Below are 16,328 nucleotides of genomic sequence, written 5' to 3'. Positions count from 1 at the left end.
GAACGGCCCCCGAAAGGAGCCATCATGCTCACCCGTCCCTCCCCCGTCGCCGTCCCCGAGGCCGAGCAGCACTGGGTCGACACCGTCGCCGCGCTCGCGCCCGCCTTCGCCGAGACCGTCGCCGCCGACGACCGCGACGCGCGCCTGCCGATCGAGCACCTCCGCGCCCTGCAGGAGACCGGCCTGGATGCGGCGTTCCTCCCCCGCGAGCACGGCGGCGAAGGCCTGTCGTACGCCACGCTCGGCGCGGTCGTGCGCACGCTCGCCGCGGCCCACCCGGCCGTCGCCACCGTGTGGCTCATGCACCTGGGCGCCGCGCACGCGCTCGTGACCCTCTCCTCGCCCGAGGAGGCCGCGTTCTTCGCCGCCGAGCTGCGCGCCGGCAAGCGCTTCGCGAACGCGCTGTCCGAGCCTGCGGGCGGCAACTTCTTCCTCGCCTCGCAGCAGGACGCCGCGCCCGCGGGCGACGACTGGTCGCTCACCGGCCGCAAGGTCTTCGTCTCCGGCTCCGAGGCCGCGGACTACCTGTTCCTCAACACCCGCCTCGACGGGAACCCCGCGTTCTTCGGCGTGACGGTCGACGAGACGGTCTCGTTCCCGCCGATCGACGAGACCATGGGCATGCGCGCCACGCGCAGCCGCACGGTCCTGTTCGAGGGCACCCCGCTCCTGCGCTCGCGCCTGTGCGCCCCGCCGGCGCCGGAGTACGCGAACCTCATCACGGTCGGCTTCGCGTTCCTCTCCATCGGCATCGCCTCCGCCGCGATCGACGCGATCGCCGCCACCGCGAACAAGGAGAAGGGCGGCTCGAAGCTCGCCGACGTGCAGTGGGTGCGCCAGCAGACCGCCGCGGCATGGGCCGAGATCGAGGCCGCGCGCCTGCTCGCCGAGCGCACCACCTGGCTCGCCGACCAGCGCTCGCCCGAGGCGATGCTCGCCGCGACCGAGGCGAAGATGCACGCGAACGAGGTCGCCAAGCGCGCGGCCGAGGTCGCGGTGCGCATCGGCGGCGGCGGCGGCTACCTGCTCGCCTCGCCGATCCAGCGCATCTTCCGCGACGCGCAGGCCGGCGCCCTCATGGCGTACTCGGTGCCGTTCAGCCAGGACGTCGTCGGAGGCTGGGTGCTCGCCGCCTCCTGACCCCAGACGCCGGGGTCGGCGACGAGCCCCCAACCTTCCGTCGCCGGCCCCGGTCCAGCGCGGCCCGCGTTTCACGGTGCGGCATTCTTCATGCCCCGGAAACGCGGGCCGCGTCTTTTCGTCACGGCGACCCGGTCGAATGGTGGCGCCCCACCGTTCCACCCAGATTGGCCGCCCCATGCCCATCCAGCTCCTCACCGCCGACGTCGTGGTCCCCATGAACGACGCCCACGACGTGCTCACCGACGCCGGCGTCGCGATCGACGGCGACGTGATCGTCGCGGTCGGCCCCGCATCCGATCTCCGCGCCGCCCACCCGGACGCCGTGCACCGGCACCTCGCCGACCGCGTGCTCATGCCGGGGCTGATCAACGCGCACCACCACTCCGGCCTGCTGCGCGGCACGGCCGAGCACCTGCCGGTGTGGGAGTGGCTGCGGCTGCACATCGACCCGATGCACCGGGTGCTGCTGCCGGAGGACGCCGAGGCCGCCGCCTGGCTCTGCTACGCCGAGGGGCTCCTCTCCGGCACCACCACGGTCGTGGACATGTGGCGCTACATGGACGGCGCCGCCCGCGCCGCCGACGCCCTCGGCAACCGCGTCGTCACCGTGAACTACGTCGGCGAGCACCCCGACTACGACTACTTCGACACCCTCGACGACAACGAGCGGATGCTGACGGCCTGGGCCGGGCACGACCGCGTCATGCCGTGGGTCGGGCTGGAGCATCCGTTCTACGCCGACGACGCCGGGCAGCGGCGGGCGATCGCGCTCGCCCAGCAGTACGGCACCGGGCTGTACACGCACTGCAGCGAGTCCGAGCTCGACGTGCAGCTGTTCGCCGAACGCACCGGGGCGCGGCCGATGGTCGCCCTCGAGCGGCTCGGCTTCTTCGACACGCCGCGCACGATGATCGCGCACGCCGTATGGCTCGACGACGACGAGATCGCGCTCATGGCGCGCCGCGGGGTGAGCGTCTCGCACAACCCGGTGAGCAACATGAAGCTCGCGAGCGGCTTCGCGCCCGTCGCCGAGCTGCTCGCCGCCGGCGTCGCGGTCGGGCTCGGCACCGACGGCGAGAAGGAGAACAACAACCTCGACATGTTCGAGGAGATGAAGGTCGCGTCCCTCATGGGCAAGATCCGCAAGATGGACGCGGCCGCGATGGACTCGTGGCAGGTGCTCGGCATGGCCACCACCGGCGGCGCCCGCGCCATCGGGCAGGAGCACCGCCTCGGCTCGCTCGAGGTGGGCAAGCAGGCCGACCTCGTCGCGGTCCGCACCGACACCCCGCGCATGACGCCGCTGTTCCCCGCGGGCGGCTACGCGAACATCCACCACAACCTCGTGCACGCGGTGCGCGGGAGCGACGTCGACCTCACGATGGTCGCAGGGCGCGTGCTCGTCGACGGCGGCGAACTCGTGAGCGCCGACCTCGGCGACATCATCGAGCGGGCGCGCCGCCGCATCCCGGACCTCTTCGAGCGCCGCAGCGCCTACCTCGCCTCGGTCGCCGAGCCCGAGGGCCTCATGCGCTGAGCCGGGCGCGTTCGTCGCGCTGTGCAGAACTCAGGACATCCTGCGGCGGTCGCCGCCGTTCCGCGGGCTGCGGGGCGGGGTGCGCGGAATGTCCTGAGTTCTGCGCACGGCGGCGGGGGGCGGAACCGAGGATGTCGGGGGCGCCGCGTAGCCTGAGGGCATGGCCACGAAGCGTCCCGCCCCCGCCCCGTACCGGTGCACCGAGTGCGGCTGGACCACCGCCAAATGGGCCGGCCGCTGCGGCGAGTGCCAGCAGTGGGGCACGGTCGTCGAAGCCACCCAGCAGACCGGCGTCCTGCGCGGGTTCACGCCCGCCGCGCCGTCCGGCGAACGGCGGGCCCGGCCGATCACGCAGCTGTCCACGATCGACTCGCCGCGGCGGGCGACCGGCGTCGCCGAGTTCGACCGGGTGCTCGGCGGCGGCATCGTCCCCGGCGCCGCGGTGCTCCTGTCCGGCGAGCCCGGCGTCGGCAAGTCGACGCTGCTGCTCGAGGTCGCGGCCCGGGCGGCCCGCGACGGCTACCGCGTGCTGTACGTGAGCGCCGAGGAGTCCACCGCCCAGGTGCGGCTGCGGGCGGAGCGCACCGGCGCCCTGCACGACGAGCTCTACATCGCGAGCGAGACCGACCTCGCGGCGCTCGTCGGACAGGTCGACGAGGTCGATCCGGGCCTGCTCATCGTCGACAGCGTGCAGACCGTGTCGTCCGCCCTCAGTGAGGGGCTCGCCGGCCACCCCAGCCAGGTGCGCGAGGTCGCCGCCACGCTCGTCCGCGTCGCGAAGGAGCGCTCGCTCCCGGTGCTCATGGTCGGGCACGTGACGAAGGACGGCACGATCGCCGGCCCGCGCCTGCTCGAGCACCTCGTCGACGTGGTGTGCCACTTCGAAGGCGACCGGCAGACGTCGCTCCGGTTCGTCCGTGCGCTGAAGAACCGGTTCGGCCCGACCGACGAGGTCGGCTGCTTCGAGATGACCGGCGACGGCATCGCCGAGGTCCCCGACCCGTCGGGACTGTTCCTCAGCACCGGTTCCCCCGTCAGCGGCACGTGCGTCGCGATCGCCCTCGAGGGCAAGCGGGCGCTGCCGGTGGAGATCCAGGCGCTCGTGGTGCCCGCATCCGGTCCGAATCCGCGCCGGGTGGTAAACGGCGTCGAGTCGTCGCGCGTCGCGATGATCCTCGCGGTGCTCGAGCGCCGCGCGCGGCTGCGGCTCAGCGAGCGCGACGTGTACGTGTCGACGGTCGGCGGGGTGAAGCTCACCGAGCCCGCGACCGACCTCGCCATCGCGCTCGCGATCGCCAGCGCCGCGACCGACCAGCCGGTGCCGCACAAGGTCGCCGCGTTCGGCGAGCTGAGCCTCACCGGTGAGATCCGCGCCGTGACGCAGCTCTCGCAGCGGCGCACGGAGGCGAGGCGACTCGGCTACGACGAGCTCGTCGACGCGTCCATCCTCGACGTGACGAACGCACTCATGCTGCTGCAGGTCATCGCGCGGCAGACCGATCCGGAGCCGCCCGCGGCGGTCGCCGGGTTCTGACCCGGGCCGCGCTCAGGCCTCGATGGTGAGCGCGGCGATGATGTCGTCGGGGGTCGCCTGCATGGGATGCGGCCCGGCGATGTCGAAGAAGACGGTGGTGATCTCGTCGCGGTGCGCCCTGAGGAAGCGCAGCAGCGTCTGCGGGTCCTGCAGTGCGACCGCCGGCGGCAAGGTCTCGGGCTTGTGCAGCGCGTCGCTGAACAGGAGCAGCGCGACCTGGCCGGTGTTCGGGTCGCGGTAGGTCCACACCTCGCCCTGGTCGAGCGGGTTGTCCTTGGCGCCCGGGCGCATGAGCGGCACGACGGTCGGCCCGTGCCGGAGCGCGAAGGCGACCGCGGCCATGTCCTGCGTCTGCAGTGCGTCACCGAGCGCCGTGTTCCGGAACTCCGGCTGCGGCTTCTTCCGCTTCTTCCCCGCCATGCCTCCAGCGTATCGTCGGCGCCCGCGCCCCCTGCCGCGCCCGTCGCCGCCGCATCCCTCCGCCGCATACCGCACACCCACCCGCTCACCTGTCGCGAACTGCGGCGCGCAGCAGCACCAAGCGACAGGCGAGCCGGCCCACCGGCCGACCACCGGCGTGCGGACACGCGGGCGCGGTCAGGCGAGGAAGCCCCGCATGAGCGTCTCGGATGCGGCGAGGTGGTCGAGCATGGCCGCCTCGGCCGCATCCGCCCGCCCGGCGAGGATCGCCTGCACGATCCGCTCGTGCTGCGCCTCCGAGTGCTCGATGGCGCGCGGGAGCAGCGGGAACGCGTCGAGCCAGGTGTTCACGTGCGCCCGGTTCTCGGCGATGAGCGGGACGAGCGAGGGGATGCCGGCGGCCTCGGCGATCGTGAGGTGCAGCAGCGAGTCCAGGCGCCGGTACTCGGTGAGTCCCGCCTCGGCCGCGGTCGTGTGGCGGCGCCACAGGGCGTCCCGCTCCTCGGCCGTCATGGTGCGCTGCGCGGCCGCCCGCGCGGCACCGCCCTCGAGCACGCGCCGCATCCCGAGCACGTCGTCGATCTCGGCGGCGTCCACCTCGAGCGGGTCCTCGGGCCGGGGCAACGGGTCGGCGACGAACGTGCCGCCGTACCGGCCGCGCCGGGGCACGAGGAATCCGGTGTCGGCGAGCTCGCGGATCGCCTCGCGGACGGTGTCGCGGCTCACGCCGTACATCTCGGCCAGCGTCCGCTCGGGCGGGAGCGCCTCACCCGGGGCGACGATGCCGATGCGGATCGTCTGCGCGAGCCGCGAGACGGTGTCCTCGAGCGCGTTCGTGCGGCGGACCGGTCGGTAGACGGCGCGCCGCACGTCTTCCAGTCCCTCGGTCCCCATGCTCCCATTCTCCTCTGTGCGTCCCGCACCTCCCGCTACAGCGGGGTGACGTAGGCGTTCGAGATGCCGCCGTCGACGACGAAGGCGGTGGCGGTGATGAACGACGCGTCGTCCGACGCCAGGAACGCCACCGCGGCCGCCAGCTCCTCGGGCTCGGCGAACCGCCCCACCGGCACGTGCACGAGGCGGCGCTGCGCGCGCTCCGGGTCCTTCGCGAACAGCTCGCGAAGCAGCGGGGTGTTCACGGGTCCCGGGCACAGCGCGTTCACGCGGATGCCCTGCCGGGCGAACTGCACGCCGAGCTCCCGGCTGAGCGCGAGCACCCCGCCCTTGGATGCGGTGTAGGAGATCTGCGACGTGGCGGAACCGAGGAGCGCCACGAACGACGCGGTGTTGATGATCGAGCCGCGACCGGTGGGGACCATGTGACGCAGCGCCGCCCGCGAGCAGAGGTACACGCTCTTGAGGTTGACGTCCTGCACCCGCTGCCAGGCGGGAAGCTCCGTCGTCTCGATCGAGTCGTCGTCGGCGGGTGAGATGCCGGCGTTGTTGAAGGCGATGTCGAGCCGGCCGTGATCGGCCGCGACGCCGTCGAACAGGGCGTCGACGGATGCCTCGTCGGCGACGTCGACGGCACGGAACTCGCCCCCGACCTCGGCCGCCGCGCGCTCCCCCGCCCCGGGGTCGAGGTCGGCCACGACGACGCGTGCACCCTCGGCGGCGAAGCGTCGCGCGGTGGCGAGCCCGATGCCGGAGCCCGCGCCCGTGATGATCGCCACCCGGTCCTTCAGCCGCTGGGTCAGGTCCATGTGCGCTCTCCTTCTCTCGGGCCGCTCACGCGGGGTCGGTGGCGTAGAAGACGTTCTTCGTCTCGGTGAAGTGCTCGGCCGCATCCGGGCCGAGCTCGCGGCCGAGGCCCGACGCCTTCATGCCGCCGAAGGGCGTCCAGTAGCGAACGGAAGCGTGCGAGTTCACCGACAGCACGCCGCTCTTCACGGCGCGGGACACCCGCACCGCGCGGCCGAGGTTCTCGGTCCAGAGCGACCCGGCGAGCCCGTACACGGTGTCGTTGGCGAGGCGGATCGCGTCGGCCTCGTCGTCGAACGGCAGCACCGCGACCACCGGGCCGAACACCTCCTCCCGCGCGATCCGGTCACCGGGGCGCGCGAGCACGACCGCGGGCGCGAACCAGAACCCCTCCCCGTCGGGGGCGCTGCCGCGGAACGCGACGTCGGCGCCGTCGAGGAACCCGGCGACCCGCTCACGGTGCGCGGCGGAGATGAGCGGCCCCATGTCGGTGCCCTCCGCCGACGGGTCCCCGACCCGCCAGTCGCGCACGGCCGGCTCGAGCAGCTCCAGGAAGCGGTCGTACACGCGCCGCTCGACGAGCAGGCGGCTCCGGGCGCAGCAGTCCTGCCCCGCGTTGTCGAACACGGATGCGGGGACCGCCGCCGCGGCCCGCTCGAGGTCGGCGTCGGCGAAGACGATGTTCGCGCTCTTGCCGCCGAGCTCGAGGGTGACCGGTTTCAGCATCCGCGCGCAGTCGGCGGCCACCGAGACGCCGACATCGGTCGAGCCGGTGAACACGACCTTGCGCACCTCCGGGTGCGACACGAACCGCTGCCCGACGACCGATCCCGCACCGACGATCACCTGGAACAGCCCCTCGGGGAGCCCGGCCTCGAGCGCGAGCTCGCCGAGCCGGACCGCGGTCAGCGGGGTGAGCTCGGCGGGCTTGAGCACGACCGCGTTGCCGGCGGCGAGCGCCGGCGCGAACCCCCACGACGCGATCGTCATCGGGAAGTTCCACGGCACGATGACGCCGACGACGCCGTAGGGCTCGTGGTAGGTCACGTCGAGGCCACCCGGCACCGGGATCTGCGCTCCGATCAGGCGTTCCGGCGCCCCCGCGGAGTAGTTCAGCACCTGCGCGACGTGCTCCGCCTCCCACCGGGCCGACCCGATCGGGTGGCCGGAGTTGCGCACCTCCAGCCGCGCGAGCTCCTCGGCGTGCTCCCCGACCGTCCGGGCGAACGCACGCAGGGCGTCGGCGCGGGCACCGGGCGCGAGCGCGGCCCAGTCGCGCTGGGCGGCGACCGCGCGCGCGACCGCGGCATCGACGTCCGCCACGTCGGCGCGGGTGAGCGTCGTGATCGGTTGCGCGGTCGTGGGGTCGACGACGGTGAGCTCGGTCATGCCGGCACGCCCTTTCCTCGTGTGGATGCGGCCCGGTGCGCGGCCGCGGCGGCGACGAGCCCGAGGAACAGCCGCCGGTCCTCCGCGTTCTCCTCCGGGTGCCACTGGACGGCGACGAGGTAGTCGTCGCCGGGGAGCTCCAACGCCTGCACGAGGCCGTCGTCGCTGCGCGCGGTCACCGTGAGCCCGTCCGCCACCCGGTCGACGCCCTGGTGGTGGTAGCTGTGCACCGTCACCTCCCCGGCCCCGACGAGCCCCGCGAGCCGGGTGCCGTCATCGACCTTCACGGTGTTGCGGGCGAACACCCCGCGCCCCGGCTTGTACCGGTCGGAGCCGACGAGGTCCGGCAGGTGCTGGTGGAGCGTGCCGCCGTAAGCGACGTTGATGAGCTGCATCCCCCGGCAGATCCCGAACACGGGGATGCCGCGCTCGCGGGCACCACGCAGGAGTGCGAGCTCCCACGCGTCGCGGTCGGGTCTGGGTGCGTCCGTCGCCGGATCCGGGGCGGCACCGTACAGCTCCGGCTGCACGTCGACGCCGCCGGTGAGGATGAGCCCGTCGAGCCCGTCGAGCACCGCCTCGGCGGAGCGTTCGGGCGAAGCCTGCGGCGGCAGGAGCACCGCCGCGGCACCGGAGGCGGTCACGGATGCGACGTACTGTTCGGGCAGGAAGGAGGCGCGGACGTCCCACACGCCCTGCCTCGCACGTTCGAGGTAGGTCGTCAGCCCGACGACCGGGAGCTCAGAGTCGTTCGAAGCCACGGACCCGCTCCCACTCGGTCACGGCCGCCTCGTAGGCCTCGACCTCGATGCGTGCCTGGTTCAGATAGTGGGCGACGACCTCCTCGCCGAACGCGGCCCGCGCGATCCCGGACGCGGCGAACAGCTCGGCCGCATCCCGGAGGTTCGTGGGGAGCGTCTCGACGCCGGCGTCGTAGGCGTTTCCGGTGAGCGGATCGGGCAGGGCGAGTTCGTGCTCGATCCCGTGCAGTCCGCCCGCGATGATCGCCGAGATCGCGAGGTACGGGTTGACGTCGCCGCCGGGCACGCGGTTCTCCACCCGGAGCCCCGCACCGTGCCCCACGACCCGGAGTGCGCAGGTGCGGTTGTCCATCCCCCACGCGATGCCGGTGGGCGCGAAGGAGCCCTTCGCGAACCGTTTGTACGAGTTGATCGTCGGGGCGTAGAGGAGGGTGAACTCCCGCAGCGTCGCGAGCACACCGGCGATCCAGTGCTCCATGAGCGGACTGAACCCGTGGGGGCCATCGCCCGCCATGACCGCCTCGCCGTCGGCCGAGCGCACCGACAGGTGGATGTGGCAGCTGTTGCCCTCGCGCTCGTTGAACTTGGCCATGAAGGTGAGCGACTTGCCGTGCGCGTCGGCGATCTCCTTCGCGCCGTTCTTGAAGATCGTGTGCTGGTCGGCGGTCTCGCGCGCTTCGGCGTACCGGAACCCGATCTCCTGCTGCCCGAGGTTGCACTCCCCCTTCACGCCCTCGCAGTACAGCCCCGCGCCCTCCATACCGCGCCGGATGTCCCGGAGGAGCGGTTCGACCCGGGTGGTGGCGAGGAGGTTGTAGTCGACGTTGTAATCGGTCGACGGGGTGAGGTCGCGGTAGCCCTTCGCCCACGCGTCACGGAACGTGTCGTCGAACACGATGAATTCGAGCTCGGTCGCCGCGTACGCGACCAGGCCGCGGTCGGCGAGGCGGGCCCGCTGCCGGTCGAGCACGCTCCGCGGCGCCTGCGGCACCGCATCCCCGCTCTCCCACCGCAGGTCGCTCATGACCAGCGCGGTGGCGGGCTGCCACGGGATGCGGCGGAGCGTCGCGGTGTCGGGGACGAGCACCATGTCGCCGTACCCGGTCTCCCAGCCGGCCATCGCGTACCCGTCGACGGTGTTCATGTCGACGTCGACGGAGAGGAGGTAGTTGCAGGCCTCGGCGCCGTCGGCGGCGACGACGTCCTGCCACATGCGGCCGGAGACGCGCTTGCCGGCGAGCCTGCCCTGCGCGTCGGTGAAGGCGACGACGACCGTGTCGATCTCGCCCGAATCGATCGCCGCCGACAGTTCGGCGACCGTGAGATTGCCCGGCATGCGTCGTCCCTTCTCGTCCGGCGGATGCGGACGGACCTACCTTTCGCTCACCCTTGCGGCCGCGCTGGTGCCCCACTGTAACGAGAAAGTCATCCGTAAAGGTAGACGCGGCCTGCCATTAGCCGCCACAATCATCCGCAATGACGAGCGCGACGGCGCGCCCGCCCTGTTCGCACCACCGACGTTCAACGGAGGACGGATGTCTGACAGCAGTGCCTCGCGCAAGGTTTCCGGGGCGACGTACACGAGGGCCGGCAGCGACTACTTCCAGAAGCGCACCCTGAAGCGGTCCGCCGGCGTCTGGGGGCTGTGGGGCCTGGCGGTCGCCGCCGTCATCTCCGGCGACTTCTCCGGCTGGAACTTCGGCATCGACTTCGCCGGCTTCGGCGGCATGACGATCGCCTTCATCATCCTCGTGGCGATGTACTACGGGATGATCTTCTCGATCGGGGAGATGGCCGCCGCGATGCCCCACACCGGAGGTGCGTACTCGTTCGCCCGCACCGCGATGGGCCCGTGGGGCGGCCTCATCACCGGCGCCGCGGAGACGATCGAGTACGTCGCGACGACCGCGGTGATCGTCTACTTCTCGTCCGCCTACGCCGATGCGATCACCTCGGAGCTCCTCGGCTTCTCGATGCCGGCGTGGATCTGGTGGGTCATCCTCTACGCCGTGTTCATCGCCCTGAACGCCGCGGGTGCGAACATCTCGTTCCGGTTCGCGATTGTCGTGTCGGTCATCTCGATCGGCATCATCCTGGTGTTCTCCGCGATGGCGATCTTCTCCGGCGCGTTCAGCTGGGCGAACCTGTGGGACATCGCCCCCGACCCGGGCCAGACCGAGTTCCTGCCGCACGGCGTGCTGCCGATCCTGTTCGCCCTCCCGTTCGCGATGTGGTTCTTCCTCGGCATCGAGGAACTGCCGCTCGCGGCGGAGGAGTCGCACGACCCGGTGCGCGACATCCCGCGGGCCGGCTTCTGGGCCCGCGGGACGCTCATCGTCACCGGCATCCTCGTGCTCGTGCTGAACACCGGCGTGATCGGCGCCGAGGCCACCGGTGTCGCCGGCGAGCCGCTGCTCGACGGCTTCCGCGCGATCGTCGGCGACGGGCTGGCGGCGGTGCTCGCCCTGTTCGCGCTCGTCGGCCTTCTCGCCTCGTTGCAGGGGATCATGTTCGCGTACGGCCGCAACATGTACTCGCTCTCCCGCGCCGGGTACTACCCGCGGTGGCTGTCGTTGACCGGGAAACGCCAGACCCCGTGGGTGGCGCTCGTCGTCGGGGCGGTCATCGGCTTCATCGCGCTCGTGGTGCTCGACGGGCTCGCCGCCGTGAACGAGGACGTCGGCGCGGTCGCCGGCGCGATCGTCCTGAACATCGCGGTGTGGGGCGCGGTGCTCGCGTACTTCCTGCAGCTCGTGTCGTTCCTCATCCTGCGCCGGAAGTACCCGGACGTGCACCGGCCGTACCGGAGCCCGTGGGGCGTGCCGGGCGCCGTGATCGCGGCCGTCATCGCGGCGCTCATCTTCGTCGGGTTCCTCCTGAACCCCACGTATCTGCCCGCGATCATCGCGATCGTCGTGGTGTACGCGGTGATCCTCATCGGGTTCGCGGTCTTCTTCCGCCACCGGCTCGTGCTGTCCCCCGAGGAGGAGTACGCGCTCTCCGGCGGCGTCCACGGCGACCCGCAGGCCGAGGGCTACGACGCGATGGAGAAGGAGGTCTTCGACGAGAGGCCCCGGCCTCCCGCGGCTCAGTAGAGGAGGAACTGCGCCGTGCCGGCTGAGGTGATCCCGCCGATCGCGACCGCCAGGTGGTACGAGGCGCCGTCGGCGGGCGCCGCCTGCCGCGGGCCGTCGCACGAGTCGACCGAGGAGCGGGTCCGGTCCCAGACGACCGGGGAGGCGCTGGTCACGGTCTGGCCGGCGCCGATCGTGACGATCATGTCGCTCGGCTCGGTCTGACAATCGGTGGAGCGCCAGTAGCTCTCGCTGCCGCTGGTCACGATGAACGACTGCGTGCTGGTGCCGACGTTCATCCGGCAGTCGCCGCCGGAGTTGGTGAGGCGGATGAAGAACTCGGGGTACTCACCGGCGCCGTACGTCGCCTGATCGGTGACCGCCTCGACCGTGACGGTGCCCGGCGTGCACTCCGGCAGCGCGTCACCCGTCGCGGCAGGCGTGGTCTCGCTCGGCGACGTGCTGGGCGTCGGGAACGCGGTCGCCGTCGGCGTCGCGGTCGTCTCCGACGGGGTCGGCGCGGCCGTGTCGTCGCCGCGCCAGGGCTGCGCGACGAACAGCCAGATCAGGCCGACGACCAGGAGAAGAAGGATCAGCACGGCGAGGCGCCGCCGCCGGTACACGGCGGGGCTCGGCCGGCGTCGGGGGGCGGTGGAGCTCACCCTTCAAGGCTACGTTCTGCGCGCACCGGATCCGGACGCGACGGCGGCCGGATGCGGGGTCAGCGGCCGTCCCGGATGAGGCGACCGACGTGCTCGCCGAGGAACACCGCGGTGGCGAACGGACCGCGCGAGGGCACGTCGGGGAGCATCGACGTGTCGGCGACCCGGAGCCCGCGCACCCCGTGGACCCGGCCCGCCCCGTCGACGACCGGCCCCATGGGCGCGGTGCCGGACATGTGGATCGCGGTGCCGAGGTGCGACCGCATCCAGTCGTCCAGGCGGTCGTCGTCGCCGAGGGTGTCGTCGTCGAGCTCGGTGAGCCGGTCGAAGACGCCGTCGAAGGGGTCCGCCCGCAGCAGCGCGACGGCGGTGCGGATGCCGAAGCGCGCCCGCCGCCGGTCGTCGGACTCCTCCAGGTACCGGTAGTCGATCCGCGGCGCGACCAGCGGATCGGTCGACTGCAGGGTGATCGCGCCGCGGCCTTCGGGCCGCTGCAGCGCGACGATGAGCTGCAGGTCCTCGGCCTGCGCGAAGTGCTCGTTCGCCGCGACCGACGAGCCGGTCAGCAGGTGGCCCAGCGACTTCACCGACAGCAGCACCTCCAGGTCGCCCTGCGGGTGCCGGTCCGAGGAGGAGAGCTGCAGCGCCGTGGGGAACGCGAACCGTTCGGCCGGGTCGTCCAGCGACCGCGTCGGCCGCCAGCCGACGTTGAGGTCGGGGTGGTCGGAGAAGGCCTGGCCGACCGGGGAATCGACCACGACCGGCACCCCGACGGCCTCGAGGTGCGCTGCCGGGCCGACGCCCGAGGCGAGCAGCAGGTGCGCGGTGCCGATCGCGCCCGCGCACAGCACGACCTCGTCGGCGTCCAGCACACCCGCGGTCGTCTCGACCCCGACCGCCCGCGTCCCCCGGAAGCGCACCCGCAGCACACGCGTCTCGGGCAGGACGCGCAGGTTCGGCCGGGCGGCCAGGTCGGCCCGGTACGCCCGAGCCGTGCTGATCCGCTCCCCGTCGACGACGTTGCTCGGCACCGCCCCGACACCGGGGGCGCCGGCGGCGTTCTTGTCCGGCTCGGCCGGGAACCCCAGCATCCGTGCGGCCGCGGTGAACGCCCCGGCCAGCACGCCGTCCTGCGGCGGCCGGCCGATCGGCATCGGGCCCGACGAGCCGTGGCCCGGCCGGTCGCCGACGTCGCGGTCGTGCTCGAGCGCCGCCCACACCGGCCCGACCGCCTCCGGCGACCAGTCGGCGCCGCCGGCGCGCGCCCACCGGGCGAAGTCCTCCGGCCGGGAGCGGACGAAGTAGCCGCCGTTGATCGCGCTCGACCCGCCGAGCACCCGGCCGCGGGCCACCGTGTACGGCCGGTCGGGCGTGAGATGGCCGAGGTACGACCACGAGAACGGATGCCCGGGCATCGCCCCCTGCACGGACGTGCCGTCGCGGAGGTCGGCGGGATACTCCTCGGGGGCCGGCCCTGCCTCGACGAGGACGACCTCGCGGTCCGGGTCCTCACTGAGCCGCACCGCCAGCGGGATCCCGGCGGCCCCGCCGCCGACGACGATCGTCCGTGTCATCCGTGCTCCGTCCGGTAGGCGAGGGCGAGCTGCCGGAACGACTCGTCCAGGAGCGCGACGAGGTCGGCGTCCTCACGGGAGAGCCATTGCTCGTACGCGGCGAGGCAGAGCCCGAGGCACGACCAGGCCACGGCCTGCGGCACCAGTCCGTCCGCATCCTGCCCGATCCGCTCGGCGACGTACTCCGCGACGACCTGCCGCCACGCGGCGTAGCGGAGCGCCGAGTGCGCCACCAGGGTCGGCACCCGCAGCAGCAGCCGCATCCGCTCGCGGTGCAGACGCAACTCGGCCGCCGGGAAACGGTTGAACTCGACGATCGCGTGCCGCAGCGCGTCCATGAGCGGCAGGGTCGGGTCGAGCGAGGCGAGGTGCCCGCGCATGCGCTCGAGCATCTGGTCGAAGTCACCCCAGGGCAGGTCGTTCTTCGAGGCGTAGTAGCGGAAGAACGTGCGGCGCCCGATCCCTGCGGCGCGGACGATGTCGTCGACGGTCGTCTCCTCGAACCCCCGGTCGAGGAACAATTCCAGTGCGAGGTTGCTGAGCTCGCCGTGGGTCGTCGCAGGTGCGCGGCCGAGCCGCGGGCGCGCCTCGGTGACCGGTTCGGCGGCGTCGTCGCGAGTGGCCATCACCGCCTCCTCGCGGGTCCGGATGCCGGGGCTTTCCGTCAGACGGAAGGGCCTCCCCTGCGGCACTGGGTGTCATTAGTATCTGCGGAAAGCCGCGATCACGGAAGATCGCCCCGTTCCAACGAAGGAGCACACTATGGAACCGCAGCAGACCGCCGCAACCACCGATGTCGTCGAGGCCGACGCGCTCGTCGAGGAAGTGTCCATCGACGGCATGTGCGGCGTCTACTGACCCGGACACCCCCACTCGCATGAACCCCGACTCCGCCTGGCGGCTCCACCCGCAGGTCTCGGTGAGACCGGAGCCCTTCGGCGCCCTGCTGTACCACTTCGGCACCCGCAAGCTGTCGTTCCTCAAGGACCGCACGCTGCTCGCGATCGTCGAAGGCCTCGCCACCGCGCCGGACGTCGGCGCCGCATGCCAGGCGGCGGGCGTCCCCGCCGAGCGTCGCGCCCCGTACCTGCGCGCCCTCGGCACCCTCGCGGAGTCCCACATGATCACGGAACGGCCCAGCGCATGACCATCGCACTCGACGCCCCGGCGGCTGCGCCGTCCCGGCCCACCGCCACCCGACTCGTCGACCACTTCGAGCTCGGCCTCGACGCACCCATCTGCCTGACCTGGGAGCTCACGTACGCCTGCAACCTGTCGTGCGTGCACTGCCTGTCGAGCTCGGGCCGCCGCGATCCGCGCGAGCTGTCGACCGAGGAGTGCAAGGCCGTCATCGACGAGCTCGAGCGGATGCAGGTGTTCTACGTGAACATCGGCGGCGGCGAGCCGACGGTGCGCTCGGACTTCTGGGAGCTCCTCGAGTACGCCACCGCGCACCACGTCGGGGTGAAGTTCTCCACGAACGGGGTGAAGATCACCCCCGAGGTGGCCCGGGCCCTCGCCGCGAACGACTACGTCGACGTGCAGATTTCGCTCGACGGCGCCACCGCCGAAGTGAACGATGCGATCCGCGGCGGCCGGTCGTACGACATGGCGATCCGGGCGATGCAGAACCTCTCCGACGCCGGCATGAAGAACTTCAAGCTCTCGGTGGTCTGCACCCGCACGAACATCCCGCAGCTCGACGAGTTCAAGGCCATCGCCGACCGGTACGGCGCACAGCTCCGTCTCACCCGACTGCGCCCCTCCGGTCGCGGCGCGGACGTCTGGGACGAGCTGCACCCGACGCGGGAGCAGCAGCGCGAGCTCTACGACTGGCTCGTCGCGAACGGCGAGAACGTCCTCACCGGCGACTCCTTCTTCCACCTCTCCGCCTACGGTGAGGCGCTGCCCGGGCTGAACCTCTGCGGCGCGGGGCGCGTCGTCTGCCTCATCGACCCGGTCGGCGACGTGTACGCCTGCCCGTTCGCGATCCACGACGAGTTCCTCGCCGGCAACATCCGCCAGCCCGGCGGCTTCACCGAGGTGTGGCGGCGGTCCGACCTGTTCCAGCGACTGCGGCAGCCGCAGTCCGGCGGCGCCTGCTCGTCGTGCCAGTTCTTCGACACCTGCAAGGGCGGGTGCATGGCGGCGAAGTTCTTCACCGGCCTGCCCCTCGACGGCCCCGACCCGGAGTGCGTCCGCGGCTTCGGCGAGGAGGCCCTCGCGCGGCAGAAGGAGCAGGGGGGCATGATGATCCCCCAGCCCTCCGGCGACCACTCCCACCGGACGACGCCGCCGCGCCCGCGCGACGGCATGGGCCCGGTGCGCGTCACGCTCTCCCGCCGGGACGACCTGTCGCGGCCGCCGGTGAGCGCCTGCGAGGAGAGCCCGCTGGCCGGATTCGCCCCGACCGCCGGAGGAGGCGGATGCGGCGGCGGCTGCGCGTGCGGTTCCGCTGGCGGCGGGCACTGCTGACATCCGCCACCTCTCGCCGGGCGGAAACCGGCCTGAGATTCGGCACTCGGTGTCATTA

The 16,328-nt window shown here is 72.4% G+C and carries 16 protein-coding genes; 7 read left to right on the top strand and 9 right to left on the bottom strand.

Going from position 1 to position 16,328, the window contains the following annotated elements:
- Positions 1-24 precede the first annotated feature (24 nt).
- The 3 genes from ACWAUO_RS11905 to radA all read left to right on the top strand — a co-directional run bounded on the left by ACWAUO_RS11905 (position 25) and on the right by radA (position 4,214).
- Positions 25-1,140: an acyl-CoA dehydrogenase family protein gene (locus ACWAUO_RS11905; protein WP_460775653.1), complete on the top strand. Its 1,116-nt coding sequence runs from the start codon at positions 25-27 to the stop codon at positions 1,138-1,140.
- Positions 1,141-1,318: 178 nt separating this feature from the next.
- On the top strand, positions 1,319-2,680 hold the full coding sequence (locus ACWAUO_RS11900) for an amidohydrolase family protein (RefSeq protein ID WP_460775651.1): 1,362 nt from the start codon (positions 1,319-1,321) through the stop codon (positions 2,678-2,680).
- Positions 2,681-2,840: 160 nt separating this feature from the next.
- Positions 2,841-4,214 carry a DNA repair protein RadA gene (gene radA, locus ACWAUO_RS11895; protein ID WP_460775649.1) on the top strand — a complete coding sequence of 458 codons (1,374 nt, stop codon included), beginning with the start codon at positions 2,841-2,843 and terminating at the stop codon, positions 4,212-4,214.
- Positions 4,215-4,226: 12 nt separating this feature from the next.
- Here the strand turns inward: radA and ACWAUO_RS11890 are convergent, their stop codons facing one another.
- The 6 genes from ACWAUO_RS11890 to ACWAUO_RS11865 all read right to left on the bottom strand — a co-directional run bounded on the left by ACWAUO_RS11890 (position 4,227) and on the right by ACWAUO_RS11865 (position 9,821).
- A complete protein-coding gene (locus ACWAUO_RS11890) occupies positions 4,227-4,634 on the bottom strand; it encodes a dehydrogenase (RefSeq protein ID WP_460775648.1) in 408 nt (135 codons plus the stop codon).
- Between the two features lie 177 nt (positions 4,635-4,811).
- Positions 4,812-5,528, bottom strand: a complete 717-nt coding sequence (locus tag ACWAUO_RS11885) for a FadR/GntR family transcriptional regulator (RefSeq protein ID WP_460775646.1) — start codon at positions 5,526-5,528, stop codon at positions 4,812-4,814.
- A gap of 35 nt (positions 5,529-5,563) precedes the next feature.
- Positions 5,564-6,337 (bottom strand): 3-oxoacyl-ACP reductase, encoded by a 774-nt coding sequence (locus tag ACWAUO_RS11880; protein ID WP_460775644.1) that lies wholly within the window; start codon positions 6,335-6,337, stop codon positions 5,564-5,566.
- Positions 6,338-6,362: 25 nt separating this feature from the next.
- Entirely contained in the window at positions 6,363-7,724 is a 1,362-nt protein-coding gene (locus ACWAUO_RS11875; protein ID WP_460775642.1) for an aldehyde dehydrogenase family protein, read from the bottom strand.
- On the bottom strand, positions 7,721-8,485 hold the full coding sequence (locus tag ACWAUO_RS11870; protein ID WP_460775640.1) for a gamma-glutamyl-gamma-aminobutyrate hydrolase family protein: 765 nt from the start codon (positions 8,483-8,485) through the stop codon (positions 7,721-7,723). The genes ACWAUO_RS11875 and ACWAUO_RS11870 overlap by 4 nt, the downstream gene beginning before the upstream one ends.
- Positions 8,466-9,821 carry a glutamine synthetase family protein gene (locus tag ACWAUO_RS11865; RefSeq protein WP_460775638.1) on the bottom strand — a complete coding sequence of 452 codons (1,356 nt, stop codon included), beginning with the start codon at positions 9,819-9,821 and terminating at the stop codon, positions 8,466-8,468. The genes ACWAUO_RS11870 and ACWAUO_RS11865 overlap by 20 nt, the downstream gene beginning before the upstream one ends.
- Before the next feature lie 199 nt (positions 9,822-10,020).
- Between ACWAUO_RS11865 and ACWAUO_RS11860 the strand changes: the two genes are divergently transcribed.
- Positions 10,021-11,580, top strand: a complete 1,560-nt coding sequence (locus ACWAUO_RS11860; protein ID WP_460775636.1) for an amino acid permease — start codon at positions 10,021-10,023, stop codon at positions 11,578-11,580.
- Here ACWAUO_RS11860 and ACWAUO_RS11855 read toward each other — a convergent pair.
- Genes ACWAUO_RS11855 through mftR form a run of 3 tightly spaced genes read right to left on the bottom strand, consistent with a single transcriptional unit; the run spans position 11,574 to position 14,421 of the window.
- Positions 11,574-12,221 (bottom strand): hypothetical protein, encoded by a 648-nt coding sequence (locus ACWAUO_RS11855; protein WP_460775635.1) that lies wholly within the window; start codon positions 12,219-12,221, stop codon positions 11,574-11,576. The two genes, ACWAUO_RS11860 and ACWAUO_RS11855, sit on opposite strands and share 7 nt — an antisense overlap.
- A gap of 59 nt (positions 12,222-12,280) precedes the next feature.
- On the bottom strand, positions 12,281-13,795 hold the full coding sequence (gene mftG, locus ACWAUO_RS11850; RefSeq protein ID WP_460775633.1) for a mycofactocin dehydrogenase MftG: 1,515 nt from the start codon (positions 13,793-13,795) through the stop codon (positions 12,281-12,283).
- The gene (gene mftR, locus ACWAUO_RS11845) at positions 13,792-14,421 is read right to left on the bottom strand and encodes a mycofactocin system transcriptional regulator (RefSeq protein WP_460775631.1); all 630 of its coding nucleotides are present in this window, start codon (positions 14,419-14,421) and stop codon (positions 13,792-13,794) included. The genes mftG and mftR overlap by 4 nt, the downstream gene beginning before the upstream one ends.
- Positions 14,422-14,557: 136 nt before the next feature.
- On the opposite strand from mftR, the gene mftA reads away from it, so the two are divergent.
- From mftA to mftC, 3 genes are read left to right on the top strand one after another with little or no spacing between them, the layout of a single operon-like run.
- A complete protein-coding gene (gene mftA, locus ACWAUO_RS11840; RefSeq protein WP_460775630.1) occupies positions 14,558-14,653 on the top strand; it encodes a mycofactocin precursor MftA in 96 nt (31 codons plus the stop codon).
- 19 nt (positions 14,654-14,672) lie between these two features.
- A complete protein-coding gene (mftB, locus tag ACWAUO_RS11835; protein ID WP_460775628.1) occupies positions 14,673-14,942 on the top strand; it encodes a mycofactocin biosynthesis chaperone MftB in 270 nt (89 codons plus the stop codon).
- The gene (mftC, locus tag ACWAUO_RS11830) at positions 14,939-16,270 is read left to right on the top strand and encodes a mycofactocin radical SAM maturase (RefSeq protein WP_460775626.1); all 1,332 of its coding nucleotides are present in this window, start codon (positions 14,939-14,941) and stop codon (positions 16,268-16,270) included. The genes mftB and mftC overlap by 4 nt, the downstream gene beginning before the upstream one ends.
- Positions 16,271-16,328: the final 58 nt, after the last annotated feature.

Source organism: Microbacterium sp. GXF7504, from assembly GCF_054798235.1.
This window is presented reverse-complemented; position numbering and strand designations above follow the sequence as displayed.

Coding starts and splice junctions, on each gene's coding strand:
- ACWAUO_RS11905 (WP_460775653.1), top strand. CDS start 25: ATGCTCACCCGTCCCTCCCCCGTCGCCGTCCCCGAGGCCGAGCAGCAC.
- ACWAUO_RS11865 (WP_460775638.1), bottom strand. CDS start 9,821: ATGCCGGGCAATCTCACGGTCGCCGAACTGTCGGCGGCGATCGATTCG.
- ACWAUO_RS11890 (WP_460775648.1), bottom strand. CDS start 4,634: ATGGCGGGGAAGAAGCGGAAGAAGCCGCAGCCGGAGTTCCGGAACACG.
- mftC (WP_460775626.1), top strand. CDS start 14,939: ATGACCATCGCACTCGACGCCCCGGCGGCTGCGCCGTCCCGGCCCACC.
- mftR (WP_460775631.1), bottom strand. CDS start 14,421: ATGGCCACTCGCGACGACGCCGCCGAACCGGTCACCGAGGCGCGCCCG.
- ACWAUO_RS11860 (WP_460775636.1), top strand. CDS start 10,021: ATGTCTGACAGCAGTGCCTCGCGCAAGGTTTCCGGGGCGACGTACACG.
- mftG (WP_460775633.1), bottom strand. CDS start 13,795: ATGACACGGACGATCGTCGTCGGCGGCGGGGCCGCCGGGATCCCGCTG.
- ACWAUO_RS11875 (WP_460775642.1), bottom strand. CDS start 7,724: ATGACCGAGCTCACCGTCGTCGACCCCACGACCGCGCAACCGATCACG.
- ACWAUO_RS11900 (WP_460775651.1), top strand. CDS start 1,319: ATGCCCATCCAGCTCCTCACCGCCGACGTCGTGGTCCCCATGAACGAC.
- radA (WP_460775649.1), top strand. CDS start 2,841: ATGGCCACGAAGCGTCCCGCCCCCGCCCCGTACCGGTGCACCGAGTGC.
- mftB (WP_460775628.1), top strand. CDS start 14,673: ATGAACCCCGACTCCGCCTGGCGGCTCCACCCGCAGGTCTCGGTGAGA.
- mftA (WP_460775630.1), top strand. CDS start 14,558: ATGGAACCGCAGCAGACCGCCGCAACCACCGATGTCGTCGAGGCCGAC.
- ACWAUO_RS11885 (WP_460775646.1), bottom strand. CDS start 5,528: ATGGGGACCGAGGGACTGGAAGACGTGCGGCGCGCCGTCTACCGACCG.
- ACWAUO_RS11880 (WP_460775644.1), bottom strand. CDS start 6,337: ATGGACCTGACCCAGCGGCTGAAGGACCGGGTGGCGATCATCACGGGC.